Consider the following 20,113-nt stretch of genomic DNA (forward strand, 5'->3'; position numbering starts at 1 on the left):
CAGGCCCATGAAGCTCTTCTATCATCCCGACCAGGAGCGCCATGCCCCGGAGACCTTCCTGCTGCGAGGCCGGCCAGCTCCCTCGCCGGAGGGGCCGGTGCGGGCCGAGCTGCTGGGCCAGGGGTTGGCTGAAGTTGGTCTAGCGCTGACGTCTCCCGCCGAGAGTGATGGTGCACGGCTGCGCGAGCGCCTGGCACGCATTCATTCCCCGCGCTATCTCGACTTCCTGGAGACCATCCATGCGCGCTGGCAGGCGATGCCGGATGCCGCCGAGATCGTCGCGCCCAACGTGCATCCCTGTGGCGGCGGCCACCACTACCCGCGCCATCCGGTGGGCCAGGCCGGCTGGCACTTGCACGACATGGCCTGCCCGATCACCGCCGACAGCTTCGCCGGCATTCTGGCCAGTGCAGCCACCGCCCAGGCGGCAGCCGAGGCGGTGGCCGGCGGCGAGCGTGCCGCCTATGCGCTATGCCGACCGCCCGGCCACCATGCCGGGCCCGAACGCGCCGGTGGTTTCTGCTTCCTCAACAACGCCGCGCTGGCGGCGACGCTCCTGCGCGAGCGCTTTCCACGGGTGGCCATTCTCGACGTGGATCTTCACCACGGCAACGGCACCCAGGACATCTTCTACGCCGACGGCGACGTCTGGACCGGGTCGCTGCACGCCGACCCGGCCGACTTCTATCCGTTCTTCTGGGGCGGCGTCGACGAGGTCGGCGAGGGGGCGGGGCTGGGTGCCAATGTCAACCTGCCGCTGCCGGTGGGCAGCGATGGAGAGACGTTCCTGGCCGCCCTGGATACCCTGATCGAACGCCTCGTCGAGTTCCGCCCCGCGGTGTTGGTGGTGGCCCTGGGCCTCGATGCCCACCGGGCGGACCCCCTGGCCGGCCTGGCACTGGACACCGCCGTTTTTTCTGACGTGGGGCGACGCCTGGCGGCGCTCGACCTGCCCACCGTGCTGGTGCAGGAAGGGGGCTATCCCACTGCGCACCTGAGTCATAACCTGGCCGCCTTCATGGGCGGCTTTCAAGGCGCCTGAGGGCGCTGCCAACAGAGACAGAGAGAAGAGAGACACGCCATGAACCTGAGCCATCACGACAGCAACGAGCGCATGAGTCAGATCGTCGTCCACAACGGTACCGTCTACCTGGCCGGCCAGGTGCCTACCGATGCCGGTGCGGGTATGCGAGGCCAGACCGAGCAGGTGCTGGCGCGTATCGACGCGCTGCTGGCCAAGGCCGGCACCTCCAAGGAGCATCTCGTCTCGGCCCAGATCTGGGTGACCAGCATGAGCGAGTTCGCCGAGATGAACGCCGCCTGGGATGCCTGGGTGGCACCTGGCCGTCCGCCGGTGAGGGCCGCCGTCGAGGCCCAACTGGCCAAGCCCGAGTGGAAGGTCGAGATCATGGTTGTGGCCGCGCTGCCGGAGTCCTGATATGCGGATCATCGACGCCGATCGCGTGGCGGCGGCGCTGGCCTGGCCGGCGCTGGTGGAACGGCTGGCCGCCACGTTCCGTGAGGGGGTGGAGTCGCCGCCGCGGCACCATCACGCCATGCATCGACCCGATGGTGAAGCCACTCTGCTGTTGATGCCGGCCTGGGAGCGGGCCGGCTACATCGGGGTGAAGATGGTCAATGTCTTTCCCCAGAACGCCGAACACGGCTTGCCGGCGATTTCCGGCGTTTATCTGCTCAGCGAGGGTGATCATGGTCGACCGCTGGCCTGCATCGACGGCAGCGAGCTGACCCGGCGACGTACTGCCGCGGCCTCGGCGCTGGCGGCGCGCGAACTGGCCCGGACGGACGCCGAGTCACTGCTGGTAGTGGGCACCGGCAAGCTGGCACCGATGGTCATCGAAGCTCACGCCTCGGTGCGGCCGATTCGCCGAGTTCGCATCTGGGGGCGTCATCTCGACAAGGCCGAGCGCCTGGCCGCGGAGTACGCGGATCGCTTCGATACCGCGGCGGTCACCGACCTGGAGGCGGCGACTCGCGAGGCCGACCTGATCAGCTGCGTGACGCTCTCCACCGAGCCGCTGATTCGGGGCGCCTGGCTGTCGCTGGGCACCCACCTCGACCTGATCGGCGCCTTCCGGCCGAGCATGCGCGAGACCGACGCCGAGTGTCTGCGCCGCGGCGAGGTGTTCGTCGATACCTACGCCGGTGCCCGGGGGGAGGCCGGTGATCTCCTGCAGGCCGCCGACGAGGGGGCCTTCGCCTTCGACGAGCTGCGCGGCGAGCTGGCCGAACTACTGGAGGGTCGCAAGCCCGGTCGCAGCGGCGAAGAAGCCATCACGGTGTTCAAGTCGGTGGGCGCCTCGCTGGAGGACCTGGCGGCCGCTATCGAGGTCTGGGAGCGCCAGGAGGCGATCCCATGACGCACGAGACGCCGGGCACGGCACGGCCCGTTACCGGCTTCTATTGGCACGAACGCTGCTTCTGGCACGATCCCGGCGCCATCGGGGTATTCGCCGCGCCGGGCGAATTCCGCCAGCCCCAGCCCGCCTCGGAGAGTGCGGAGAGCAAGCGGCGGCTGAAGAACATGCTCGAGGTCTCGGGGCTGATCGATGAGCTCGCGGTGCGCAAGGCGCCGCCCGCGACGCGCGAAGACCTCGAGCGCTTCCATACCTCGCGCTATCTGGAGGCCCTGGTGGCCGGCGATCGAGATCGGGGCGGCGAGGCTGGCGACTGCGCGCCCTATACGCCGGGCAGCCTGGCCGCGGCCCGGCAGTCGGCGGGGCTGGCCATCGCCGCCGTGGAGGCGGTGGCCACCGGCGAGCTGGCCAACGCCTACGCGCTGTGCCGGCCCCCTGGCCATCACGCCGAGGCCGACCAGGGGCGTGGCTTCTGCCTGCTGGGCAACATCCCGGTGGCGGTGATGCGCGCCAGGGCCCTCGGCCAGGTGGGGCGGGTGGCGATCCTCGACTGGGACGTCCACCACGGTAATGGCCAGCAGTCGGCCTTCTACGCCGACCCCGAGGTCCTGACGGTGTCGATCCACCAGGCCGGCAACTATCCGCTGGATACCGGCGCCTTCGAGGAGCAGGGCGAGGGCGCGGGGCAGGGCGCCTGCCTGAACCTGCCGCTGCCGCCGGGCTGCGGCCTGGGCGCCTATGCCCATGCCATGGAGACCCTGGTACTGCCGGCTCTCGAGGCCTTCCGGCCGGAGCTGATCGTGGTCGCCTGCGGCTATGACGCCTGCGCCAAGGATCCGCTGGGCAAGATGCTGCTCAATGGCCGGGCCTTCGGCGAGATGACCCGCGGGCTTATGGCGCTGGCCGAGCGCGTCTGTGGGGGGCGATTGGTGATGATCCACGAGGGCGGTTATTCGGAAGGCTACGTACCGTTCTGCGGACACGCGGTGATCGAGGCGCTGGCGTGCAGCGAACTCGCCGTGCCCGATCCCCAGAACGACGAGATCGCCGCTTGGGGTTACCAGGCCCTGCAGCCCCACCAGCAGTCACTGATCGACGACTGGCGCGAACGCTGGTTCGCCCATCCTTCCCCCGACGAGAGAATCCCATGACGCCCCTATACGACCGCGACGGCTGGCTGTGGCGGGACGGTGACTGGCTGCCTTGGCGCGAGGCCGGGACCCATCTGCTGACCCACACTCTGCACTATGGCATGGGCTGTTTCGAAGGCGTACGTGCCTACGAAGGCCCGGATGGCCGTCCCGCCCTGTTTCGAGTCGCCGAGCATACCCGCCGGTTGTTGGATAGCGCCCATGCTCTGGATATACCGTTATCTTGCGACGCCGAGACTTTGATCACGGCCCAGCGCGAGTGCCTGATGCGCAACGGACTGACCAACGCCTATCTCAAACCGACCGTCTATCTGGGAGCCGAGGGGCTTGGCCTGCGTGCCAAGGGGTTGACCAGCCACGTGATGATCGCCGCCTGGGACCTCGGCGACTATGTCTCCCCGGAGGCGTCGAGCGTTGGCCTGAGGGCCCTGACGTCCTCCTGGGCGCGCCACCACGTCAACATCAGCCTGTGTCGGGCCAAGACCAACGGCCACTACGTGAACTCGATGCTGGCGCTCAACACGGCGGTAAAAGCGGGCTTCGACGAGACCTTGATGCTCGACCCCGAAGGGTATGTGGCCGAGGCCTCGGCGGCCAACGTCTTCCTGCTGCGCGACGGTGCCCTGCATACCCCGGAGATCACCTCCTGCCTGCGGGGCATCACCCGCGACAGCGTCATTCGCCTGGCCCGCGAGGTGCTGGGGCTGGAGGTGGTGGAGCGGCGGATCACCCGGGATGAGCTGTATGTCGCCGATGAGGCCTTCCTCACCGGCACCGCGGCCGAGATCCTGCCGCTGCGCGAGCTGGACGGCCGGCATATCGGAGCGAGAGCGGGAGCGCCGCCCCCCGACGAGCCGATTGCCCACGACTCGGCGACCGCTCGACTGCAGCGGCTCTATCGGCGGGTCACCCGAGGCGATCTTGGCGACGACCTGGCAGGCTATGGCGACTGGCTGACGCCTGCCTGAGCCCACTGGGGCGAGTGCTGTTGTCGCGGTGGGCTCGGTGAGGCATGTCAAGACACTAGTACTTGCGGGCCACCAGCCAGTGGGTGACGCCTAGCGCCAGGACCACGGCGGCGATGGCAAGGACGTATTCGGCCGAGACGGTCTCGATGTCCAGCACGATCACCTTCCGGGCGATGGCCATCAGCGCGGTGGCGATGACCAACTGGATGGGCAGCACGCTGGTGCCGAGGTAAAGCCGGATATTGATGAAGATCTCGATGGCGATCAGCACCACCATGAAGGCGCCGAACAAGCGGAAGATATCGCCGACCTCGAGCAGCAAAAAGGGCGGCTGGATGAGCTGCTGATAGAGGACGTAGACGACGTCGAAGATGCCCCAGAGGATCACGAACACCATCAGCACCGCCAGCACCTTCACCCCGATGCGGATAATGCGATGCAGGATGCCGATCAAGGGGTCCTCATGCTCCTCGGGTAGCTCGTCGTGGAGGAGTTGGGGGCGCTTTTCCTTGGAAGGATCTGGAACCGTGCTCATGACGTCTCTCCTGACAGGCCTGGAGAGCACTCTGCCACCATGCCCAGGCGTTCGCCAAGAAAAACGCCACGACGCGGGGCGTCGTGGCGACATCTCCATCCTCCCTGGGCATCGTCCCGATGCCGAGATCGGCGTCCCTGAGGGGCATCCTGCCCCTGGCATCCCTGGCAAAGCGTGTGGCAGTGTCCCTTGCCGGTCCCGTCTTGGGCAGGATCAGTGTCGGCGACATGGATGACGATGCGGTGACCGTCGCATGACGGTTCTGTGGCGACAGCCGGACAAGCGTGACGTGCCCGGTTCGGATGTTTCAGCGACTGCCAATCTGGCGCTTCTTCAACCGATAGTCCAGTGCGGCCCGACTCAAGCCCAGGCGCCGTGCCGCCGCCGAGATGTTGCCGTTGGCGTCACGGTAGGCGCGCTCCAGCAACGCTTCCTCCAGTGCTTCCAGAGCGATGCCGCCTTCCAGGATGCTGCCGCACAGCGCATCAAGTGCATCGCCCGTGGTCGCGTCATCGACGGCCTGGGTGAGATGACCGCTGTCGCCAAGCACCTGCCCCCGGGCCATGGCCGGTTGCTGACCGAACAGCGACTGCTCGCCGACCGGGTGCCCCTCTCCGGTCAGGATCACGCCGCGCTCGATGGTGTTCTGAAGTTCACGAATATTGCCCGGCCAGTCGTGGCGGCGCATGGCCGCCAGGGCTTGGTCGGTGAAGCCCAGCGTCTTGAGGCGGTAGTGTTGCTCGAAGCGGGCCAGGAAGTGCTCGGCGAGTAGCGGCATGTCGTCGCGCCGGTCGCGCAATGGCGGAATCGTCACCGGATAGGCATTGAGCCGGAAGAACAGGTCGGCGCGGAAGCGACCGTCCTGGACGCGCTCGGTGAGATCGCCGTGGGTGGCAGCGACGATGCGGACGTCGACATGGTAACTGGCCTGGCCGCCGACTCGCTCGATCTGCTTCTCCTGCAGCACTCGTAGCAGGGCGGCCTGTGCCCGTGGCGAGAGCTCGGCGAGCTCGTCGAGGAACAGGGTGCCACCGTGGGCGCGTTCGAAGCGTCCGACACGGGATTGCATGGCACCGGTGTAAGCGCCTTTCTCGACGCCGAACAGCTCCGACTCGATCAGCTCGGGCGGAATCGCCGCGCAGTTGACCGCCACGAAGGGCTTGTCGGCGCGCTCGCTCTGCTGATGGGCGCGGTGGGCGAGGATCTCCTTGCCGGTGCCGGTTTCGCCGAGCAGCAGGATCGGCACCTCGGAGCGGGCGGCGCGGTCGATCAGATCCAGGGCGCCCAGGAAGGCCGGAGACTGGCCGATGGGACGATACCGTTCCTCGCCCTGGTGACGAGCGATGTCGTCCTCCAGGTAGGCGATGCGCGACTGCAGTTCGTAGAGTTCGTCGATCAGCGGGTCCTCGCGGAACAGTTCGGCGAAGGCCTCGTGATCCTCCCATTCCCGGGCCGGCTTGCCGACGATGCGGCAGCGTGCGTCGCCGCAGCCCCGGCACTCCACCTCGCGATACTGGATCTCCTGGCCGAGGAACTGGCTGGAATAGGCGCAGGCATAGCCTAGCTGCAGCCAGCATACCGGCTCCTTGAGCGGGCCGAAGATATGCTGGGAGATGCTGACTTCGTAGGAGTCCTGCCACTCGAATTCACCATAGAAGTGGCCACGACGGGGATCTATGTCCAGGGCGATGGGCACCACCTTCACCAGGCCTCGTAGCGCGTGCAATTGGGGCCCGGTCAGAAAGCCGTCCTCTACCGACATCTCCTGGCCGCGTACCGATCGGGCCAGCTCGGCATCCTGGAGGCCGGCATGGTATCCCAGGCGCATGAAAAAGCTGCGCGCACGCTGCATGCCCATGGTGTTGACGATCTCCTGGCGAAACGTGGCCATGGTCTGGACCTGCAGCAGCAGCATGCGCTGCTCGCCGAGCCATATCTGCCCTTCGCTGGGCAGGAAGCGCAGCTTGTCCAGGATGTCCTGGCTGTCGGGGTAGCGCGGCGTCGTCAGGGATGTGGGCATGGCGGTCTCTCATGGCGTCAGGCGGTGGCATACTGGGTTTTGTAGTTATTGTGATGATGATTCTTTAATCGAATTTTTCCCGCCAGTCTCTTCGTTGGCAAGAGATCCAGCATAAATCTCCCTCGCTTTTCCCACCAGCACTCCGCTTGACAATTGCTCGGCGCCTTTCCGATTTCATGAATTGATGACACTGCAAGGCAGCAACTCATCATTTGCTTGATTTATGCTGGCCTTAAAGAGCACGGAATCTCAGGTGCTTTCTTCTCAATCTGTTGTTTATCAATGATTTTTTTGGTGGTGGTCGATGCCTGGCACGACGCTTGTAACGTCAGGGTGACGATGCATCCGGAGGTGCCAGATGTCCCAAACCGCCATTTCCCGTCCCCTCAAGCGCTATGTGCGTGTCAGGGAGCGCAACGAGAAATTCGTCGAGTTCGACTTTGCCATCGAGAGCCCCGAACTCTTCGTCGAGCTGATCCTGCCGCCTCAGGCCTTCGAGACTTTCTGCGCCCGCAATGAGGTGATTCACATGAGCGATGAGCAGGCCAGGAAAGTCGATATACAGATGGAAAAGTGGCGCTATAGCGTCAGCCAATAAGCGAGCGAGTGTCGACGACACCGGACAATAATAAGCGAGGAGATAATATGAGCATCGAAATAAAGACGGCAGAAATCGAGCCGATTCGCCAGACCTATGGCCATACCCGCAGACGCTTCGGCGACAAGCCGGCAACCCGTTATCAGGAAGCCAGTTTCGATATCCAGCCGACCTGCAACTTTCACTATCGGCCGATGTTCGATGAGCAGCACGAACTCTACGACCCGGGTTACACGGCGCTGAAAATGGAAGACTGGTATGCCTTCAGCGATCCTCGTCAGTTCTATTACGGCGCCTGGGTCGGCGCGCGTACCAAGTTCCAGGAGAGCACCGAAACCAGCTTCGCTTTCTTCGAGAAGCGTCATCTTGGCGGCCAGTTGAGCGCCGAGGCACGGCGCCTGGTGACAGAGTGCCTGCTGCCGCTGCGTCACGTCGAGCTCGGCGCCAACATGAACAATGTCGGTATCGCCTCTACGGCCTACGGCACCACCCTCAGCCAGGCCCACATGTTTCATGGCATGGACCGGCTGGCCGTCGCCCAGTACCTGTCGCGGATAGGCCTGCTGATCGACGACAGCCCGGGAGTGCTGCTAGGCGAGGCGAAGCAGCTGTGGATGGACGATCCAGACTGGCAAGGCGTGCGCCGCTACGTCGAAGACACTCTGGTGATCGAGGACTGGGCTGAGCTGTCGGTGGCCCAGAACCTGGTGCTGGACGGCCTGCTGTATCCCTTCGTTCAGGAAACCCTGGATGCCCGATGGATGGACGCGGGGGGCGGCCAACTCGCCATGCTCACCGACTTCATGGGCGAGTGGTTCAAGGACGGCAGCCGCTTCATCGATGCGCTGATGAAGGCGCTGGCCGCCGAAAGCGATGAGAACCGTGGTCTGCTCACGCAATGGGTGTCGGCGTGGCGGGAGCGTGCCGTGGCCGCGTTGCAGCCGATCGCCGCCAAGGCCGGTGTAACGCTCGATGATGCCCTGTCGCTCCTCGACAAACGGCTGGCCAAGCTCGGCCTGCTTGAGACGCATTGAGCCGGCGCTTGTTTGCCACTCTCGATCTTGTACGTCACCCCCCGATCTTTATCGCCAATGGAGTACCCGCTCATGTCACGCGTCTTTATCGCCCTGCAGGACAACGAGAATGCCCGTTTCATCGTCGAGGCGGTGACCGAGGACAACCCAAGTGCCGAGGTCAAGCACAGCCCGGCGATGGTACGCATCGAAGCCGATGATCGTCTGACCATCCGGCGCGAAACGGTGGAAGACAAGCTGGGGCGTGACTGGGACACCCAGGAGCTGCAGGTCGACCTGATAAGCCTTGGCGGCAACGTCGACGAGGACGACGACAGCTTCACTCTCTACTGGAACACCTGAGCCGATGTGGATCGCGCCATACGCCGGTCCGACACACATGCGCCAGCCAATCATCTGCCAACAGCCAGCCAATAATAACGGCGAGGAGCCTTCCCCATGAACGCCAAGACCAGCAAGCGCCTCAACATGAAGGAGCGCTACCGGATCATGACCCGTGATCTGGACTGGGAGCCCAGCTACCAGCGCTATGAGGACATCTTTCCCCAGGAGAGCTTCGAGGGCATCAAGATCACCGACTGGAGTCAGTGGGAGGACCCGTTCCGCCTGACTATGGACAACTACTGGAAATTCCAGGCGGAGAAGGAGCGCAAGCTGTACGCCATTTTCGACGCGGTGTCGCAGAACAATGGCCAGATGAAGATCAGCGACCCGCGTTACCTGAATGCGGTCAAGCTGTTCATCACCGCCGTGACCCCGCTGGAGTACAACGCCTACAAGGGCTATGCCCGGGTGGGCCGCCAGTTCGGTGGTGTCGGCGCGCGCATCGCCTGCCAGATGCAGTCCATCGACGAGCTTCGCCACACCCAGACCCAGATCCATGCCATGAGCCACTACAACAAGTACTTCGGTGGCATGCATGACTTCCCCCACATGTTCGACCGGGTGTGGTACCTGTCGGTACCCAAGTCGTTCTTCGAGGATGCCTCCACGGCCGGCCCCTTCGAATTCCTGACCGCGATCTCGTTCTCCTTCGAGTACGTGCTGACCAACCTGCTGTTCCTGCCGTTCATGTCGGGTGCCGCCTACAACGGCGACATGAACACCGTGACCTTCGGCTTCTCGGCGCAGTCCGACGAGGCCCGGCACATGACCTTGGGGCTTGAGATCATCAAGTTCATCCTCGAACAGCACGAGGACAACGTGCCGATCGTCCAGCGCTGGCTCGACAAGTGGCTGTGGCGCGGTTATCGACTGCTGTCGATCGTCGGCATGATGATGGACTACATGCTGCCCAACAAGGTGATGTCTTGGGCCGAGGCCTGGACGATGTACTACGAGGAAGCCGGCGGCGCGCTGTTCAAGGAGCTCGAGCGCTACGGCATTCGCCCGCCCAAGTACGCCGAGCAGACCGTTGCCGGCAAGCACCACGTCAGCCACCAGGCCTGGTTCATCTTTTACCAGTACGGTCACGCCACGGCCTTCAATACCTGGATTCCCACCGCCAAGGAGATGGACTGGCTGTCGGAGAAGTATCCCGACACCTTCGACCGTCTCTACCGGCCGCGCTTCGAGCTGCTGGCCGAAAAGGCCGCCAAGGGGGAGCGCTTCTACAACAACACCCTGCCGCAGCTGTGCCAGGTGTGCCAGATCCCGCTGTCAATCACCGAGCCGGACGACGACACCCTGCTCAGCCATCGTGACACCGTGCACGAGGGTGAGCGCTACCACTTCTGTTCCGACGGCTGCCGCGACATCTTCCAGCACGAGCCGGAGAAGTACGTGCAGGCCTGGCTGCCGGTGCACCAGATCCTGCAGGGCAACTGCGGTGGCGCCGATCTCGAGAAGGTGATCGGTGACTACTACCGGATCGAGATGGGTGAGGACAACCTCGACTTCGAGGGTTCCGCGGAGCAGCGCCGCTGGAACGCGTGGAAACAGGCCGTCTGAGGAGGCAACGATCATGAGCGTGCAAGCTAACTATGCAAACTACCGGGGCCCGGTGCGGGACCGCGCCGAGAACTTCCACGGTCAGCAGCTGGTGTACGTGATGTGGGAGCGCCACCTGCTGTTCTGCGCCCCGCTGACTTTTCTCGCCGACCCGGCGATGACCTTCGATGCCTTCCGCAACGAGGTGCTGGCACCGGCGCTGGCACCACACCCCGAGAGCGAGGTGCTGGACTTCACCGCAGCGCGCTGGCGTCTCGACGGCGAGGACGTCACCCCGCGAGGCGAGGCTTCGCTGGCCGACAACGGCATCGGACACAAGTCTCAGCTCCGCCTGATCACGCCGCGGCTGTCCGAGCTGGCCGATGCGGCCATCTGAGGGGAGGAGAGTGTCATGAGCTATGAAGTGACCATCGAACCCACTGGCGAGATCGTCGAGGTAGAGGAGGGGCAGACCCTGCTCGACGCCGCCCTGCGCCAGGGCGTGTGGCTGCCCTTCGCCTGCGGCCACGGCACCTGCGGCACCTGCAAGGTGCAGGTGCTGGAAGGAGAGGCCGAGGTTGGCGAGGCTTCGTCCTTCGCGCTGATGGACATGGAGCGTGACGAGGGTTTTCGCCTGGCCTGCTGCTGCCGGCCCGAGAGTGACCTGGTGATCGAGGCGGACGTCGACGAGGACCCGGACTTCGCCGGTCATCCGGTACAGGATTGGACTGCCACCGTCAGTGCCATCGCCGAACTGACCCCGACCATTCGTGAGATTCGCCTGACGCTTCCCGGCGATGGCATGGCCTTCCAGGCCGGTCAGTACATCAACCTGCAGGTGCCGGGCGTGGAGGGCACCCGGGCCTTTTCCATTGCCACGGCGCCGGGTGAGCCCAACGAGATTGCGCTGCACGTGCGCAGGGTCGAGGGCGGGGCCGCCACCACCTGGCTCCATGAGCAGCTGGAGGAGGGCCAGGCGCTGGAGCTCAGTGGCCCCTATGGGCAGTTCTTCGTGCGCAAGTCCGATCCCAAGGATGTGATCTTCATCGCCGGCGGCTCGGGGCTTTCGAGCCCTGAATCGATGATTCTCGATCTGCTCGACGACCCCGAGGACACCCGGCGCATCACCCTGTTCCAGGGCGCACGTAACCTCGCCGAGCTCTACCACCGCGAGCGCTTTGAGGCGCTTGCCGCCGAGAACGAACGCTTTGACTACGTGCCGGCGCTCAATGCTCCGCTGGACGATGACAGCTGGGACGGTGCTGTGGGCTTCGTTCACGATGCTGCCATCGCGCACTTCGATGGTCGCTTCAGCGAGCACAAGGCCTACCTGTGCGGTCCGCCGCCGATGATCGAATCGGCCGTCGGCGCGCTGATGAAGGGGCGGCTGTTCGAACGCGACATTCACATGGAGCGCTTCCTCACCGCCGCCGACGGTGCCGAGACCCAGCAGCGTTCGGCCTTATTTAAACGGATCTAGCTCAAACGGATCCCGCTCGAGGGAATCCAGGCCACGGCCTTGGGCCGTTAATCACAAGAATCACAAGGAGCCACTCACCATGACCGTCAATATTTTCGATACTCCCGAGGTCCAGGACTTCCTCCAGGCCGTCGCTGGCCTCGATCAGGCCGGCGGCAGCGAGCGCGCCAAGCGGATCCTGCATCGCCTGGTGTCCGACCTGTACCGGCTGATCGATGACTTCGATGTCACCCCCGAGGAGTTCTGGTCCTCGGTCAGCGTGCTCAACGAGCTGGGCCAGCAGACCCAGTTCGGGCTGCTGGCCCCGGGGCTGGGCTTCGACCACTATCTCGACATGCGCATGGACGCCGAGGACGAGGCGCGCGGCCTGGCCGGCGGCACGCCGCGCACCATCGAGGGCCCGCTGTACGTGGCAGGTGCCCCCGAGACCGAGGGTGTCACGCGCATGGACGACGGCAGCGACCCCGAGGCCGAGGCGATGTGGCTGACAGGCAGGGTTCGCGACACCGACGGCCAGCCGATCGTCGGGGCCAGGGTCGAGATCTGGCACGCCGATGCCAAGGGCAACTATTCGTTCTTCGACCCGACCCAGAGCGACTATCACCTGCGGCGTACCATCCTCACCGACGCCGAGGGCCGCTACCGGGCGCGCAGCATCATTCCGTCCGGTTACGGGGTGCCGGATGGCAGCCCCACCGACCGGGTACTCAAGCTGCTTGGCCGCCACGGCCAGCGTCCGGCGCATATCCACTTCTTCGTCTCCGCCCCGGGGCACCAGCATCTGACCACCCAGATCAACCTGGCCGGTGACCCCTACACCTACGACGATTTTGCCTTCGCTACCCGCGAGGAGCTGGTGGTGGCGGGCACGCGTATCGAGGATACCGCCGAGGCTGACGAGCGTGGCTTCGACGGGCCGTTCACCGAGGTGGTCTTCGACGTCGCGCTGACCAGGACCGACGCTCACGAGCTGCAGACTCGCCATGCTCGCCCCCGGGCCCTGGAAGGCGCGTCCGACGACTAAGCCTGCACGCCGGTGCCGCGCCGGCACCGGCCGATCATAACGACAACAAGGGATCTCCCCATGACACACAAGATCACGCTGGCTCTTGGGCTGGCACTGGGCGGCTGCGCCCTGTCTTTCGCCGTCCAGGCCGCCAATGGCCACTACGTCCCCGGCGTCGAGGGCCTCGATGGTCCGGTGGTGCCGCCGCCCGGGCTCTACTATCGCGGCTATCTGGTGCACTACGACATCGACAGACTGCGCGATGGTGATGGCAACGCCCTGCCTACGAGCAACACCGGCAAGGTCAATGCCCTGGTCAACCGCGTCGTCTGGATGAGTGACAAGCGGATCCTCGGCGCCGACGTAGGCATGGAGGCGATCGTGCCGGTGCTGAATACGTCACTCGATTTCAGCGTCGCCGGCATCGATGAAAGTGACAGCGGCGTCGGCGATGTCTTCCTGAGTCCGCTGGTGCTGGGCTGGCACGGCGAGCGCTGGGATGCGGTGGCCGCCGCCGGCTACTGGTTCGCCAGCGGCGACTTCGATGTCGACCAGCCGGCTTCGCCGGGCAAGGGCTTCGGCTCCACCATGTTCACCCTGGGCGGTGCATGGCACCTGGATGCCGAGAAGCGCTGGACCGTCTCGGCGCTGTCGCGCTACGAGATCCACGGCGAGCAGGATGACACCGGCATCACCCCCGGCGACAGCCTGACGCTGGAGTGGGGGATTGGTCATCGCCTGGCCGGAGGCCTCAAGCTGGGGCTGGTGGGATATGATGCCTGGCAGCTCGAGGCGGACGATGGCTTAGCGCCTGGCCTGGTCAACGACAAGGCCGAGCAGCATGCCGTGGGCGCCGAGGCGGGGTATTTCTGGCCATCGCTGGCCCTCGGGCTGAACGGCGCCTACTACCACGAGTACGACAATCTTGACCTGCCCGAGGGGGATCTGTTCCGGGTCACCTTGACCAAGCGCTTCTGAGGGCATGACAAGGTTCGAGACGCGATGGCGGCCCCATTGGAGCCGCCGTCGTCATTTCTCGATGATCTGCCGTTCCAGCGAACTCAGCAGGCCGCGTAGCAGCGAGAGTTCCTTGCGTGAGGGCTGGGCGCGGGCGAACAGCGCCTGCAGCTGTTCCTCGGTTCGAGCATGGGGCTGGGTGATGAAACCGCTGGCCTGCATCAGGCGAGACAGGTGGTCATGGAAGTGGCCGAGCTGTTCGCGGGTCGGCTGGCGATCGTGCAATGGCCGAGGCGTGCGGAAGTCGCTCTCGGGGCGTTGGCGCCAGGCGCGAAAGGTCTCGTAGGCCAGGACCTGCACGGCCTGTGAGAGGTTGAGGACGCCGTAGTCTGGGTTCGCGGGAATGCTGACCTGGTGGCTGCAGCAGCGAATCTCGTCGTTGGTGAGGCCGAAGCGTTCGCGACCGAACACCAGGGCTACCGGATCGTTGGCGGCGTTGCCAACCACGGCCTCTGCCATCTCGGCGGGCTCGTCGAAGTGGGGCAGCGGCATGCTGCGCAGCCGGGCGCTGGCGCCGACGACCTGGACGCAGTCGCTCACCGCCGCCTCGAGGGAATCCACGACTCGGGCGCTCTCGACCACGCCCTCGGCGCCGGCGGCCAGTCGGCTGGCCTCGGCATCCGGGAAACAGCGGGGATTGACCAGCACCAGATCGGTGAGCCCCATGGTCTTCATGGCGCGCGCCGAAGCGCCGATATTGCCGGGATGATAGGTCTGGACGAGGACGATGCGGATATTGGGAAGCATGAGTTGGCTCTATGCGAGATGAGGGCGTAGGGTATTGATTGGGTAAAAGCGGTAAGCCGTAAGCTATAAGCTGTAAGAACCCCCCGGGGTTCGAGTCATTCGCCCGTGTAGCGGTCCGATCAAGATCGTCTTACAGCTTACGGCTTATGGCTTAAAGCTAAAAAGCCCCCCGCCGGTCTCCCGGCGGGGGGCTCGATCAGGCTAGGCCTGGGGCAGGGGGCAGATTACATCATGCCGCCCATGCCACCCATACCACCCATGCCGCCCATGTCGGCGCCACCGGCTTCCTTCTCGTCCGGATCGTCGGCGATCATGCACTCGGTGGTGATCATCAGGCCGGCGACGGAGCCAGCGGACTGCAGCGCGGAGCGGGTGACCTTGGCCGGGTCCAGCACGCCCATCTCGAACAGGTCGCCGAACTCGCCGGTCTGGGCGTTGTAGCCGAAGTTGCCTTCACCGTCCTTGACGCGGTTCAGGATGACGGAGGCCTCCTGACCGGCGTTGGTGACGATCTGACGCAGCGGCGCTTCCATGGCGCGCACGGCGATGGCGATGCCGTGGGTCTGGTCTTCGTTCTCGCCCTTGAGGCCGGCGACCTTGGTCAGCACGCGAATCAGGGCAGTACCACCACCGGGTACCACGCCTTCCTCGACGGCGGCGCGAGTGGAGTGCAGGGCATCCTCGACGCGAGCCTTCTTCTCCTTCATCTCCACTTCGGTGGCGGCACCGACGCGGATCACGGCCACACCGCCGGCCAGCTTGGCGACGCGCTCCTGGAGCTTCTCGCGATCGTAGTCGGAGGAAGTCTCTTCGATCTGGGCGCGGATCTGGTTGACGCGTGCTTCGATGTCACCGTCCTGGCCGGCGCCATCGATGATGGTGGTGTTCTCCTTGGACATGGTCACGCGCTTGGCGGTGCCCAGGTGGTCCAGGGTGGCCTGCTCGAGGTCCAGACCCACTTCCTCGGAGATCACGGTACCGCCGGTGAGGATGGCGATGTCCTGCAGCATGGCCTTGCGACGGTCGCCGAAGCCCGGGGCCTTGGCAGCCGCGACCTTGACGATGCCGCGCATGGTGTTGACCACCAGGGTGGCCAGGGCTTCGCCTTCGATGTCCTCGGCGATGATCACCAGCGGCTTGCCGGCCTTGGCGACGGCCTCGAGGGTCGGCAGCAGTTCGCGGATGTTGGAGACCTTCTTGTCCACCAGCAGGATGAACGGGTCTTCCAGTTCCACGGCCATGGTGTCCTGGTTGGTCACGAAGTACGGCGACAGGTAGCCACGGTCGAACTGCATGCCTTCCACGACGTCCAGCTCGTCCTCGAAGCCACGGCCCTCGTCGACGGTGATCACGCCTTCCTTGCCGACCTTCTCCATGGCCTCGGCGATGATGCGGCCGATGTTGGCGTCGCCGTTGGCGGAGATGGTGCCGACCTGGGCGATGGCGTTGGAATCGGTGCAGGGCACGGCCAGCTCGCCGACTTCCTTGACCGCGGCGTTGACGGCCTGGTCGATGCCGCGCTTGAGGTCCATCGGGTTCATGCCGGCGATGACGCCCTTCAGGCCCTCGGTCACGATGGACTGGGCCAGCACGGTGGCGGTGGTGGTGCCGTCACCGGCGACGTCGGAGGTCTTGGAAGCGACTTCCTTGACCATCTGCGCGCCCATGTTCTCGAACTTGTCCTTGAGCTCGATTTCCTTGGCCACGGAGACGCCGTCCTTGGTCACGGTCGGCGCGCCGAAGGATTTTTCCAGCACCACGTTGCGGCCCTTCGGGCCCAGGGTGGCCTTGACGGCGTTGGCCAGGGTGTCGACACCCTTGGCCATGCGGGTGCGGGCATCGCTGGAGAACTTGACTTGTTTCGCTGCCATTTTGGTTTGCTTCCTGTGAGTTCGTGAACGTCAGTTGCGAGCGTATGGCGGTCGCGGCTCAGCCTTCGACGACGGCCAGGATGTCGGATTCGCTCATGATCAGCACTTCTTCACCGTCGATCTTCTGCTTCTCGACGCCGAAGCCATCCTTGAAGATCACGGTGTCGCCGACCTTGACGTCGAGCGGACGCACGTCACCGCTGTCCAGAATCCGGCCGTTACCGACGGCGAGAACCTCGCCACGAGTCGGCTTTTCCTGGGCGCTGCCCGGGAGCACGATGCCGCCTGCGGTTTTCTGCTCTTCTTCGACGCGACGGATGACGACGCGATCGTGCAAGGGACGGATGTTCATTGCTCACGTTCTCCTGATGGTTTGCTGTGCCGGGCGTCGCTGCCTCGGCGGTTTCATCATCAACCCGCAGGCTTGGCTACGGGGCGAAGGCATCTGCCTTCCGTGTGGATGATCCCGGCGGGCCGGGACCGAAGCTCGTTGCTGTCGGATAAGTGGGGCTGGCCGATGGGCTTTCAAGCCCCCATCCGAAAATTTTTTGACGTTCAGCCGCGTCGTTCGTCGTGGGCGATGAAATCACCCTCCAGCGGTTCGCTTGCGCCGCCGGTCGAGGAAGTCCGCTGCGCCGATGGCTCGTCGGCCTGTTGCCAGTCGGCGTCGCGCCCTTGGGAAGACCGATAGCTGCCGGCCTGGACATGCACGCCCTGTAGCCGCATCCCGAGGCGCCCGAGCAGCTTGCCGAGCAGTCGGCGGGCGTCGGGAATCAGGCACATGAAACCCAGAGCGTCGGAGAGGAAGCCCGGCGCCATAAGCAGGGCGCCGCCGAAGATCAGCGCCGCGCCGGTGAGCAGCTCGCTCGAGGGTAGCTCTCCCCGAGCCATGCGTTCCTGGGCGCGGGCGAAGGTGGCCATCCCCTCGCGGCGGATCAAGTGCAGGCCGAGGAAACCGGTACCCAGCACCAGGGCCAGGGTGGTCAGCAGGCCGATATGGCTGCCGACGGTGAACAGCAGCACGAAGTCGAGTAGGGCGAAGACGGTGAAGAGAGCAAGAAAAGGCATGATGGCTCCGCGTTGGCGATTAGTCGGGAGGTGGGGGCGAGGATGGTGAAAATCAAGCCGCTGCGGGCGCGACAAAAAGGGGATGTTGCAACGCAGCAGACGGGGTAGGCTAATGAAGTACCTCCTGGCAACGGCGGCTTGCCGAGCAAGCCGGCCGTGGATATGACACCCTCGGTGGGAGAACCGCTATGACACTTCAAGATTGCATCATCGCCATCACCGGCGGCGCGCGAGGCTTGGGCCTGGCGATGGCCGAGCGATTGGGCAGGGAAGGCGCGATCCTGGCACTGCTCGATCGTGACGGCAGGCAGTTGGACGAGGCCGTGGGTCGACTGGCGGACGCAGGCATCACGGCGCGTGGTTTCGTCGTCGACGTGGCCGACGAGGGCTCGCTGATGGCGGCTTTCTCTGCGGTCACCGAGGCGCTGGGCCCGCTGGACGGCCTGGTCAACAATGCCGGGATCGTGCGCGACGGCTTGCTGGTCAAGGCGCGTGATGGAGAAGTGCTGGAAACGCTGTCGCTGGAACGCTGGCAGCAAGTGATCGACATCAACCTGACCGGCGTCTTCCTGTGTGGTCGGGAGGCGGCGACGCGAATGGTCGAGGCCGGTCGCCCTGGTGTGATCGTCAATATCTCCAGCGTGGTGCGAGGCGGTAATGCCGGTCAGAGCAATTATGCGGCGGCCAAGGCCGGGGTTGCCTCACTGACGGTGACCTGGGCACAGGAGTTGGCACGCCATGGCATCCGGGTAGGAGCGGTGGCGCCGGGTTTCATCGAGACCGAGATGACGGCGGAGCTGCGCGAGGACATACGCGAGCGCATCACTGCTGGCATCCCGCTGGGGCACATGGGGCAACCCGACGATATTGCCGAGAGCGTAGCGTTCATCTTTGCCAATGATTATTTCACCGGACGAGTCGTGGAGTGTGACGGCGGGCTCAGGGTATAGCCTCTGGGGAGTGCTGATGGACCGTTGGCGGCCATGATGTCGAGCGCCGCCATGAATTCGCCGCTTCCTTAGTGCCTTGTGCCGGAGATGGGTGGCAGAGATGGCGGCCCATGGGGCCGCCAGCATGTTGGGATCAGCCTCTGATTCGAGGTGCTGGAATTCGTGGCGCTAGAAGGTGACCTGATCGGCGAGCCCCTCTACGGTGGCGTCTCCGATACCGCTAACGCGGGCCAGGTCATTGGCCGACTCGAAGGGCCCGTTGGCTTCGCGATCCTTGACGATGGCGGCGGCTTTCGTCTCGCCGATGCCTGGCAGCTCGGCCAGCAGGGCGGCGTCAGCGGTATTGACGTTGATCGGGGTAGCGTTCTCCTGGGCGAGCGTCGGAGTGGCCAGCCCCAGCAGCAGCATCAGGCACAGTGTAGCGATGCCGTTCTGGTGGATCATTTTCATGAGCGATATCTCCATCAAGTAGAACGAAGGTGCTCTCGTGGCACCTGCCTTCAACCTAGTGCCGGGTTGCCAGTCGCCATGTCATCTATTGGTGATGCGTGATCCCGGCGATCAAGGACGGGATTGCGACGAGATCAGCCGATGTGTGATGGAACATGGCTGATATACTGCGCGGGTCCATTTCGTTGCCAGGAGCCAGCCCGTGCCCACCGTGTCTCCCCTGATCATCGCCCTTGATTACACCTCTCTGGATGCCGCTCTGTGTATGGCCGATCGCCTGGATCCGGCGCGCTGCCGAGTCAAGGTGGGCAAGGAGCTGTTCACTCGCAGTGGTCCCGATGTCCTCGAAGCCTTGCACGGGCGTGGCTTCGAGGTGTTTCTGGATCTCAAGTTTCATGACATCCCCAACACCGTAGCCGGCGCCGTGCAGGCGGCGGCCGAGCAGGGCGTGTGGATGGTCAACGTCCATGCCGGCGGCGGTCGGCGGATGATGGAAGCGGCCAAGCAGCGCCTGGTCCAGCACGGCCTCTCGACTCACCTGATCGCGGTGACGGTCCTGACCAGCATGGTGGCCGAAGACCTGGTCGAGGTGGGGGTCAGCGCATCGCCCGCCGAGCAGGTCGAGCGCTTGGCGATGCTGGCGCGCGACAGCGGAATGGACGGCGTCGTGTGCTCGGCACAGGAGGCCGAGCGGCTGCGGGCACTGTGCGGTGATGGCTTCCTCAAGGTCACGCCAGGCATCCGGCCGACAACGGCAGAGGCCGGCGATCAGCGGCGTGTCATGACGCCGGCGGCGGCCATGGAGGCTGGGAGCACCCACTTGGTGGTGGGGCGCCCTGTGACCTTGGCCGACGATCCCATGGCAGCGCTGAGTGCCATCGAGGCCGAGCTGGCCGCCGGCTGAAGCGGTG

Annotated in this window: 22 protein-coding genes; 15 read left to right on the forward strand and 7 right to left on the reverse strand. The window is 65.0% G+C overall.

Annotated features, from left to right (window positions below):
• Positions 1 to 7: 7 nt before the first annotated feature.
• Genes ACGTN6_RS10765 through ACGTN6_RS10785 form a run of 5 tightly spaced genes read left to right on the forward strand, consistent with a single transcriptional unit; the run spans position 8 to position 4,497 of the window.
• Positions 8 to 1,042, forward strand: a complete 1,035-nt coding sequence (locus ACGTN6_RS10765) for a histone deacetylase family protein (protein WP_394591514.1) — start codon at positions 8 to 10, stop codon at positions 1,040 to 1,042.
• 39 nt (positions 1,043 to 1,081) lie between these two features.
• Positions 1,082 to 1,438, forward strand: a complete 357-nt coding sequence (locus ACGTN6_RS10770; protein WP_394591515.1) for a RidA family protein — start codon at positions 1,082 to 1,084, stop codon at positions 1,436 to 1,438.
• A 1-nt stretch (position 1,439) separates the two neighbouring features.
• Positions 1,440 to 2,381, forward strand: a complete 942-nt coding sequence (lhpI, locus tag ACGTN6_RS10775) for a bifunctional Delta(1)-pyrroline-2-carboxylate/Delta(1)-piperideine-2-carboxylate reductase (RefSeq protein WP_394591516.1) — start codon at positions 1,440 to 1,442, stop codon at positions 2,379 to 2,381.
• Positions 2,378 to 3,529 (forward strand): class II histone deacetylase, encoded by a 1,152-nt coding sequence (locus ACGTN6_RS10780; protein ID WP_394591517.1) that lies wholly within the window; start codon positions 2,378 to 2,380, stop codon positions 3,527 to 3,529. The genes lhpI and ACGTN6_RS10780 overlap by 4 nt, the downstream gene beginning before the upstream one ends.
• Complete coding sequence (locus ACGTN6_RS10785) at positions 3,526 to 4,497, forward strand: branched-chain amino acid transaminase (protein WP_394591518.1); 972 nt, start codon at positions 3,526 to 3,528, stop codon at positions 4,495 to 4,497. Before ACGTN6_RS10780 ends, ACGTN6_RS10785 begins: the two co-directional genes overlap by 4 nt.
• 55 nt (positions 4,498 to 4,552) lie before the next feature.
• Here the strand turns inward: ACGTN6_RS10785 and ACGTN6_RS10790 are convergent, their stop codons facing one another.
• On the reverse strand, positions 4,553 to 5,032 hold the full coding sequence (locus ACGTN6_RS10790; protein WP_394591519.1) for a phosphate-starvation-inducible PsiE family protein: 480 nt from the start codon (positions 5,030 to 5,032) through the stop codon (positions 4,553 to 4,555).
• A 307-nt stretch (positions 5,033 to 5,339) separates the two neighbouring features.
• Positions 5,340 to 7,052 carry a sigma 54-interacting transcriptional regulator gene (locus ACGTN6_RS10795; RefSeq protein WP_394591520.1) on the reverse strand — a complete coding sequence of 571 codons (1,713 nt, stop codon included), beginning with the start codon at positions 7,050 to 7,052 and terminating at the stop codon, positions 5,340 to 5,342.
• A 358-nt stretch (positions 7,053 to 7,410) separates the two neighbouring features.
• Here ACGTN6_RS10795 and ACGTN6_RS10800 point away from each other — a divergent pair, with 358 nt between their 5' ends.
• From ACGTN6_RS10800 to ACGTN6_RS10835, 8 genes are all read left to right on the forward strand, one after another.
• Complete coding sequence (locus ACGTN6_RS10800) at positions 7,411 to 7,650, forward strand: phenol hydroxylase subunit (protein WP_394591521.1); 240 nt, start codon at positions 7,411 to 7,413, stop codon at positions 7,648 to 7,650.
• A 47-nt stretch (positions 7,651 to 7,697) separates the two neighbouring features.
• Positions 7,698 to 8,684, forward strand: a complete 987-nt coding sequence (locus ACGTN6_RS10805; protein ID WP_394591522.1) for an aromatic/alkene monooxygenase hydroxylase subunit beta — start codon at positions 7,698 to 7,700, stop codon at positions 8,682 to 8,684.
• Positions 8,685 to 8,756: 72 nt separating this feature from the next.
• A complete protein-coding gene (locus ACGTN6_RS10810; protein WP_394591524.1) occupies positions 8,757 to 9,026 on the forward strand; it encodes an MmoB/DmpM family protein in 270 nt (89 codons plus the stop codon).
• Positions 9,027 to 9,122: 96 nt separating this feature from the next.
• Positions 9,123 to 10,634, forward strand: coding sequence for an aromatic/alkene/methane monooxygenase hydroxylase/oxygenase subunit alpha (locus ACGTN6_RS10815; protein ID WP_394591525.1), 1,512 nt, complete (start codon positions 9,123 to 9,125; stop codon positions 10,632 to 10,634).
• Between the two features lie 13 nt (positions 10,635 to 10,647).
• Positions 10,648 to 11,010, forward strand: coding sequence for a phenol hydroxylase subunit P4 (locus ACGTN6_RS10820; protein ID WP_394591526.1), 363 nt, complete (start codon positions 10,648 to 10,650; stop codon positions 11,008 to 11,010).
• Positions 11,011 to 11,025: 15 nt separating this feature from the next.
• Positions 11,026 to 12,093 carry an NADH:ubiquinone reductase (Na(+)-transporting) subunit F gene (locus ACGTN6_RS10825; protein ID WP_394591527.1) on the forward strand — a complete coding sequence of 356 codons (1,068 nt, stop codon included), beginning with the start codon at positions 11,026 to 11,028 and terminating at the stop codon, positions 12,091 to 12,093.
• A 79-nt stretch (positions 12,094 to 12,172) separates the two neighbouring features.
• Positions 12,173 to 13,117, forward strand: coding sequence for a catechol 1,2-dioxygenase (gene catA / locus ACGTN6_RS10830; RefSeq protein ID WP_394591528.1), 945 nt, complete (start codon positions 12,173 to 12,175; stop codon positions 13,115 to 13,117).
• A 60-nt stretch (positions 13,118 to 13,177) separates the two neighbouring features.
• On the forward strand, positions 13,178 to 14,077 hold the full coding sequence (locus ACGTN6_RS10835; protein WP_394591529.1) for a SphA family protein: 900 nt from the start codon (positions 13,178 to 13,180) through the stop codon (positions 14,075 to 14,077).
• A gap of 51 nt (positions 14,078 to 14,128) precedes the next feature.
• Here the strand turns inward: ACGTN6_RS10835 and ACGTN6_RS10840 are convergent, their stop codons facing one another.
• From ACGTN6_RS10840 to ACGTN6_RS10855, 4 genes are all read right to left on the reverse strand, one after another.
• A complete protein-coding gene (locus tag ACGTN6_RS10840) occupies positions 14,129 to 14,863 on the reverse strand; it encodes an RNA methyltransferase (protein WP_394591530.1) in 735 nt (244 codons plus the stop codon).
• Between the two features lie 224 nt (positions 14,864 to 15,087).
• Entirely contained in the window at positions 15,088 to 16,734 is a 1,647-nt protein-coding gene (gene groL / locus ACGTN6_RS10845; RefSeq protein WP_394591531.1) for a chaperonin GroEL, read from the reverse strand.
• A 58-nt stretch (positions 16,735 to 16,792) separates the two neighbouring features.
• Positions 16,793 to 17,086: a co-chaperone GroES gene (locus ACGTN6_RS10850; RefSeq protein ID WP_035595572.1), complete on the reverse strand. Its 294-nt coding sequence runs from the start codon at positions 17,084 to 17,086 to the stop codon at positions 16,793 to 16,795.
• A gap of 203 nt (positions 17,087 to 17,289) precedes the next feature.
• A complete protein-coding gene (locus tag ACGTN6_RS10855; RefSeq protein ID WP_394591533.1) occupies positions 17,290 to 17,802 on the reverse strand; it encodes an FxsA family protein in 513 nt (170 codons plus the stop codon).
• 188 nt (positions 17,803 to 17,990) lie between these two features.
• On the opposite strand from ACGTN6_RS10855, the gene ACGTN6_RS10860 reads away from it, so the two are divergent.
• Complete coding sequence (locus ACGTN6_RS10860) at positions 17,991 to 18,752, forward strand: SDR family oxidoreductase (protein WP_394591534.1); 762 nt, start codon at positions 17,991 to 17,993, stop codon at positions 18,750 to 18,752.
• 168 nt (positions 18,753 to 18,920) lie between these two features.
• On the opposite strand, the gene ACGTN6_RS10865 is transcribed toward ACGTN6_RS10860, so the two are convergent.
• Positions 18,921 to 19,202: a ComEA family DNA-binding protein gene (locus tag ACGTN6_RS10865; RefSeq protein ID WP_394591535.1), complete on the reverse strand. Its 282-nt coding sequence runs from the start codon at positions 19,200 to 19,202 to the stop codon at positions 18,921 to 18,923.
• A gap of 202 nt (positions 19,203 to 19,404) precedes the next feature.
• Between ACGTN6_RS10865 and pyrF the strand changes: the two genes are divergently transcribed.
• On the forward strand, positions 19,405 to 20,106 hold the full coding sequence (gene pyrF / locus ACGTN6_RS10870) for an orotidine-5'-phosphate decarboxylase (RefSeq protein ID WP_394591536.1): 702 nt from the start codon (positions 19,405 to 19,407) through the stop codon (positions 20,104 to 20,106).
• Positions 20,107 to 20,113 lie beyond the last annotated feature (7 nt).

This window comes from Halomonas sp. B23F22_20, from assembly GCF_043496985.1.
GTDB lineage: Bacteria > Pseudomonadota > Gammaproteobacteria > Pseudomonadales > Halomonadaceae > Halomonas.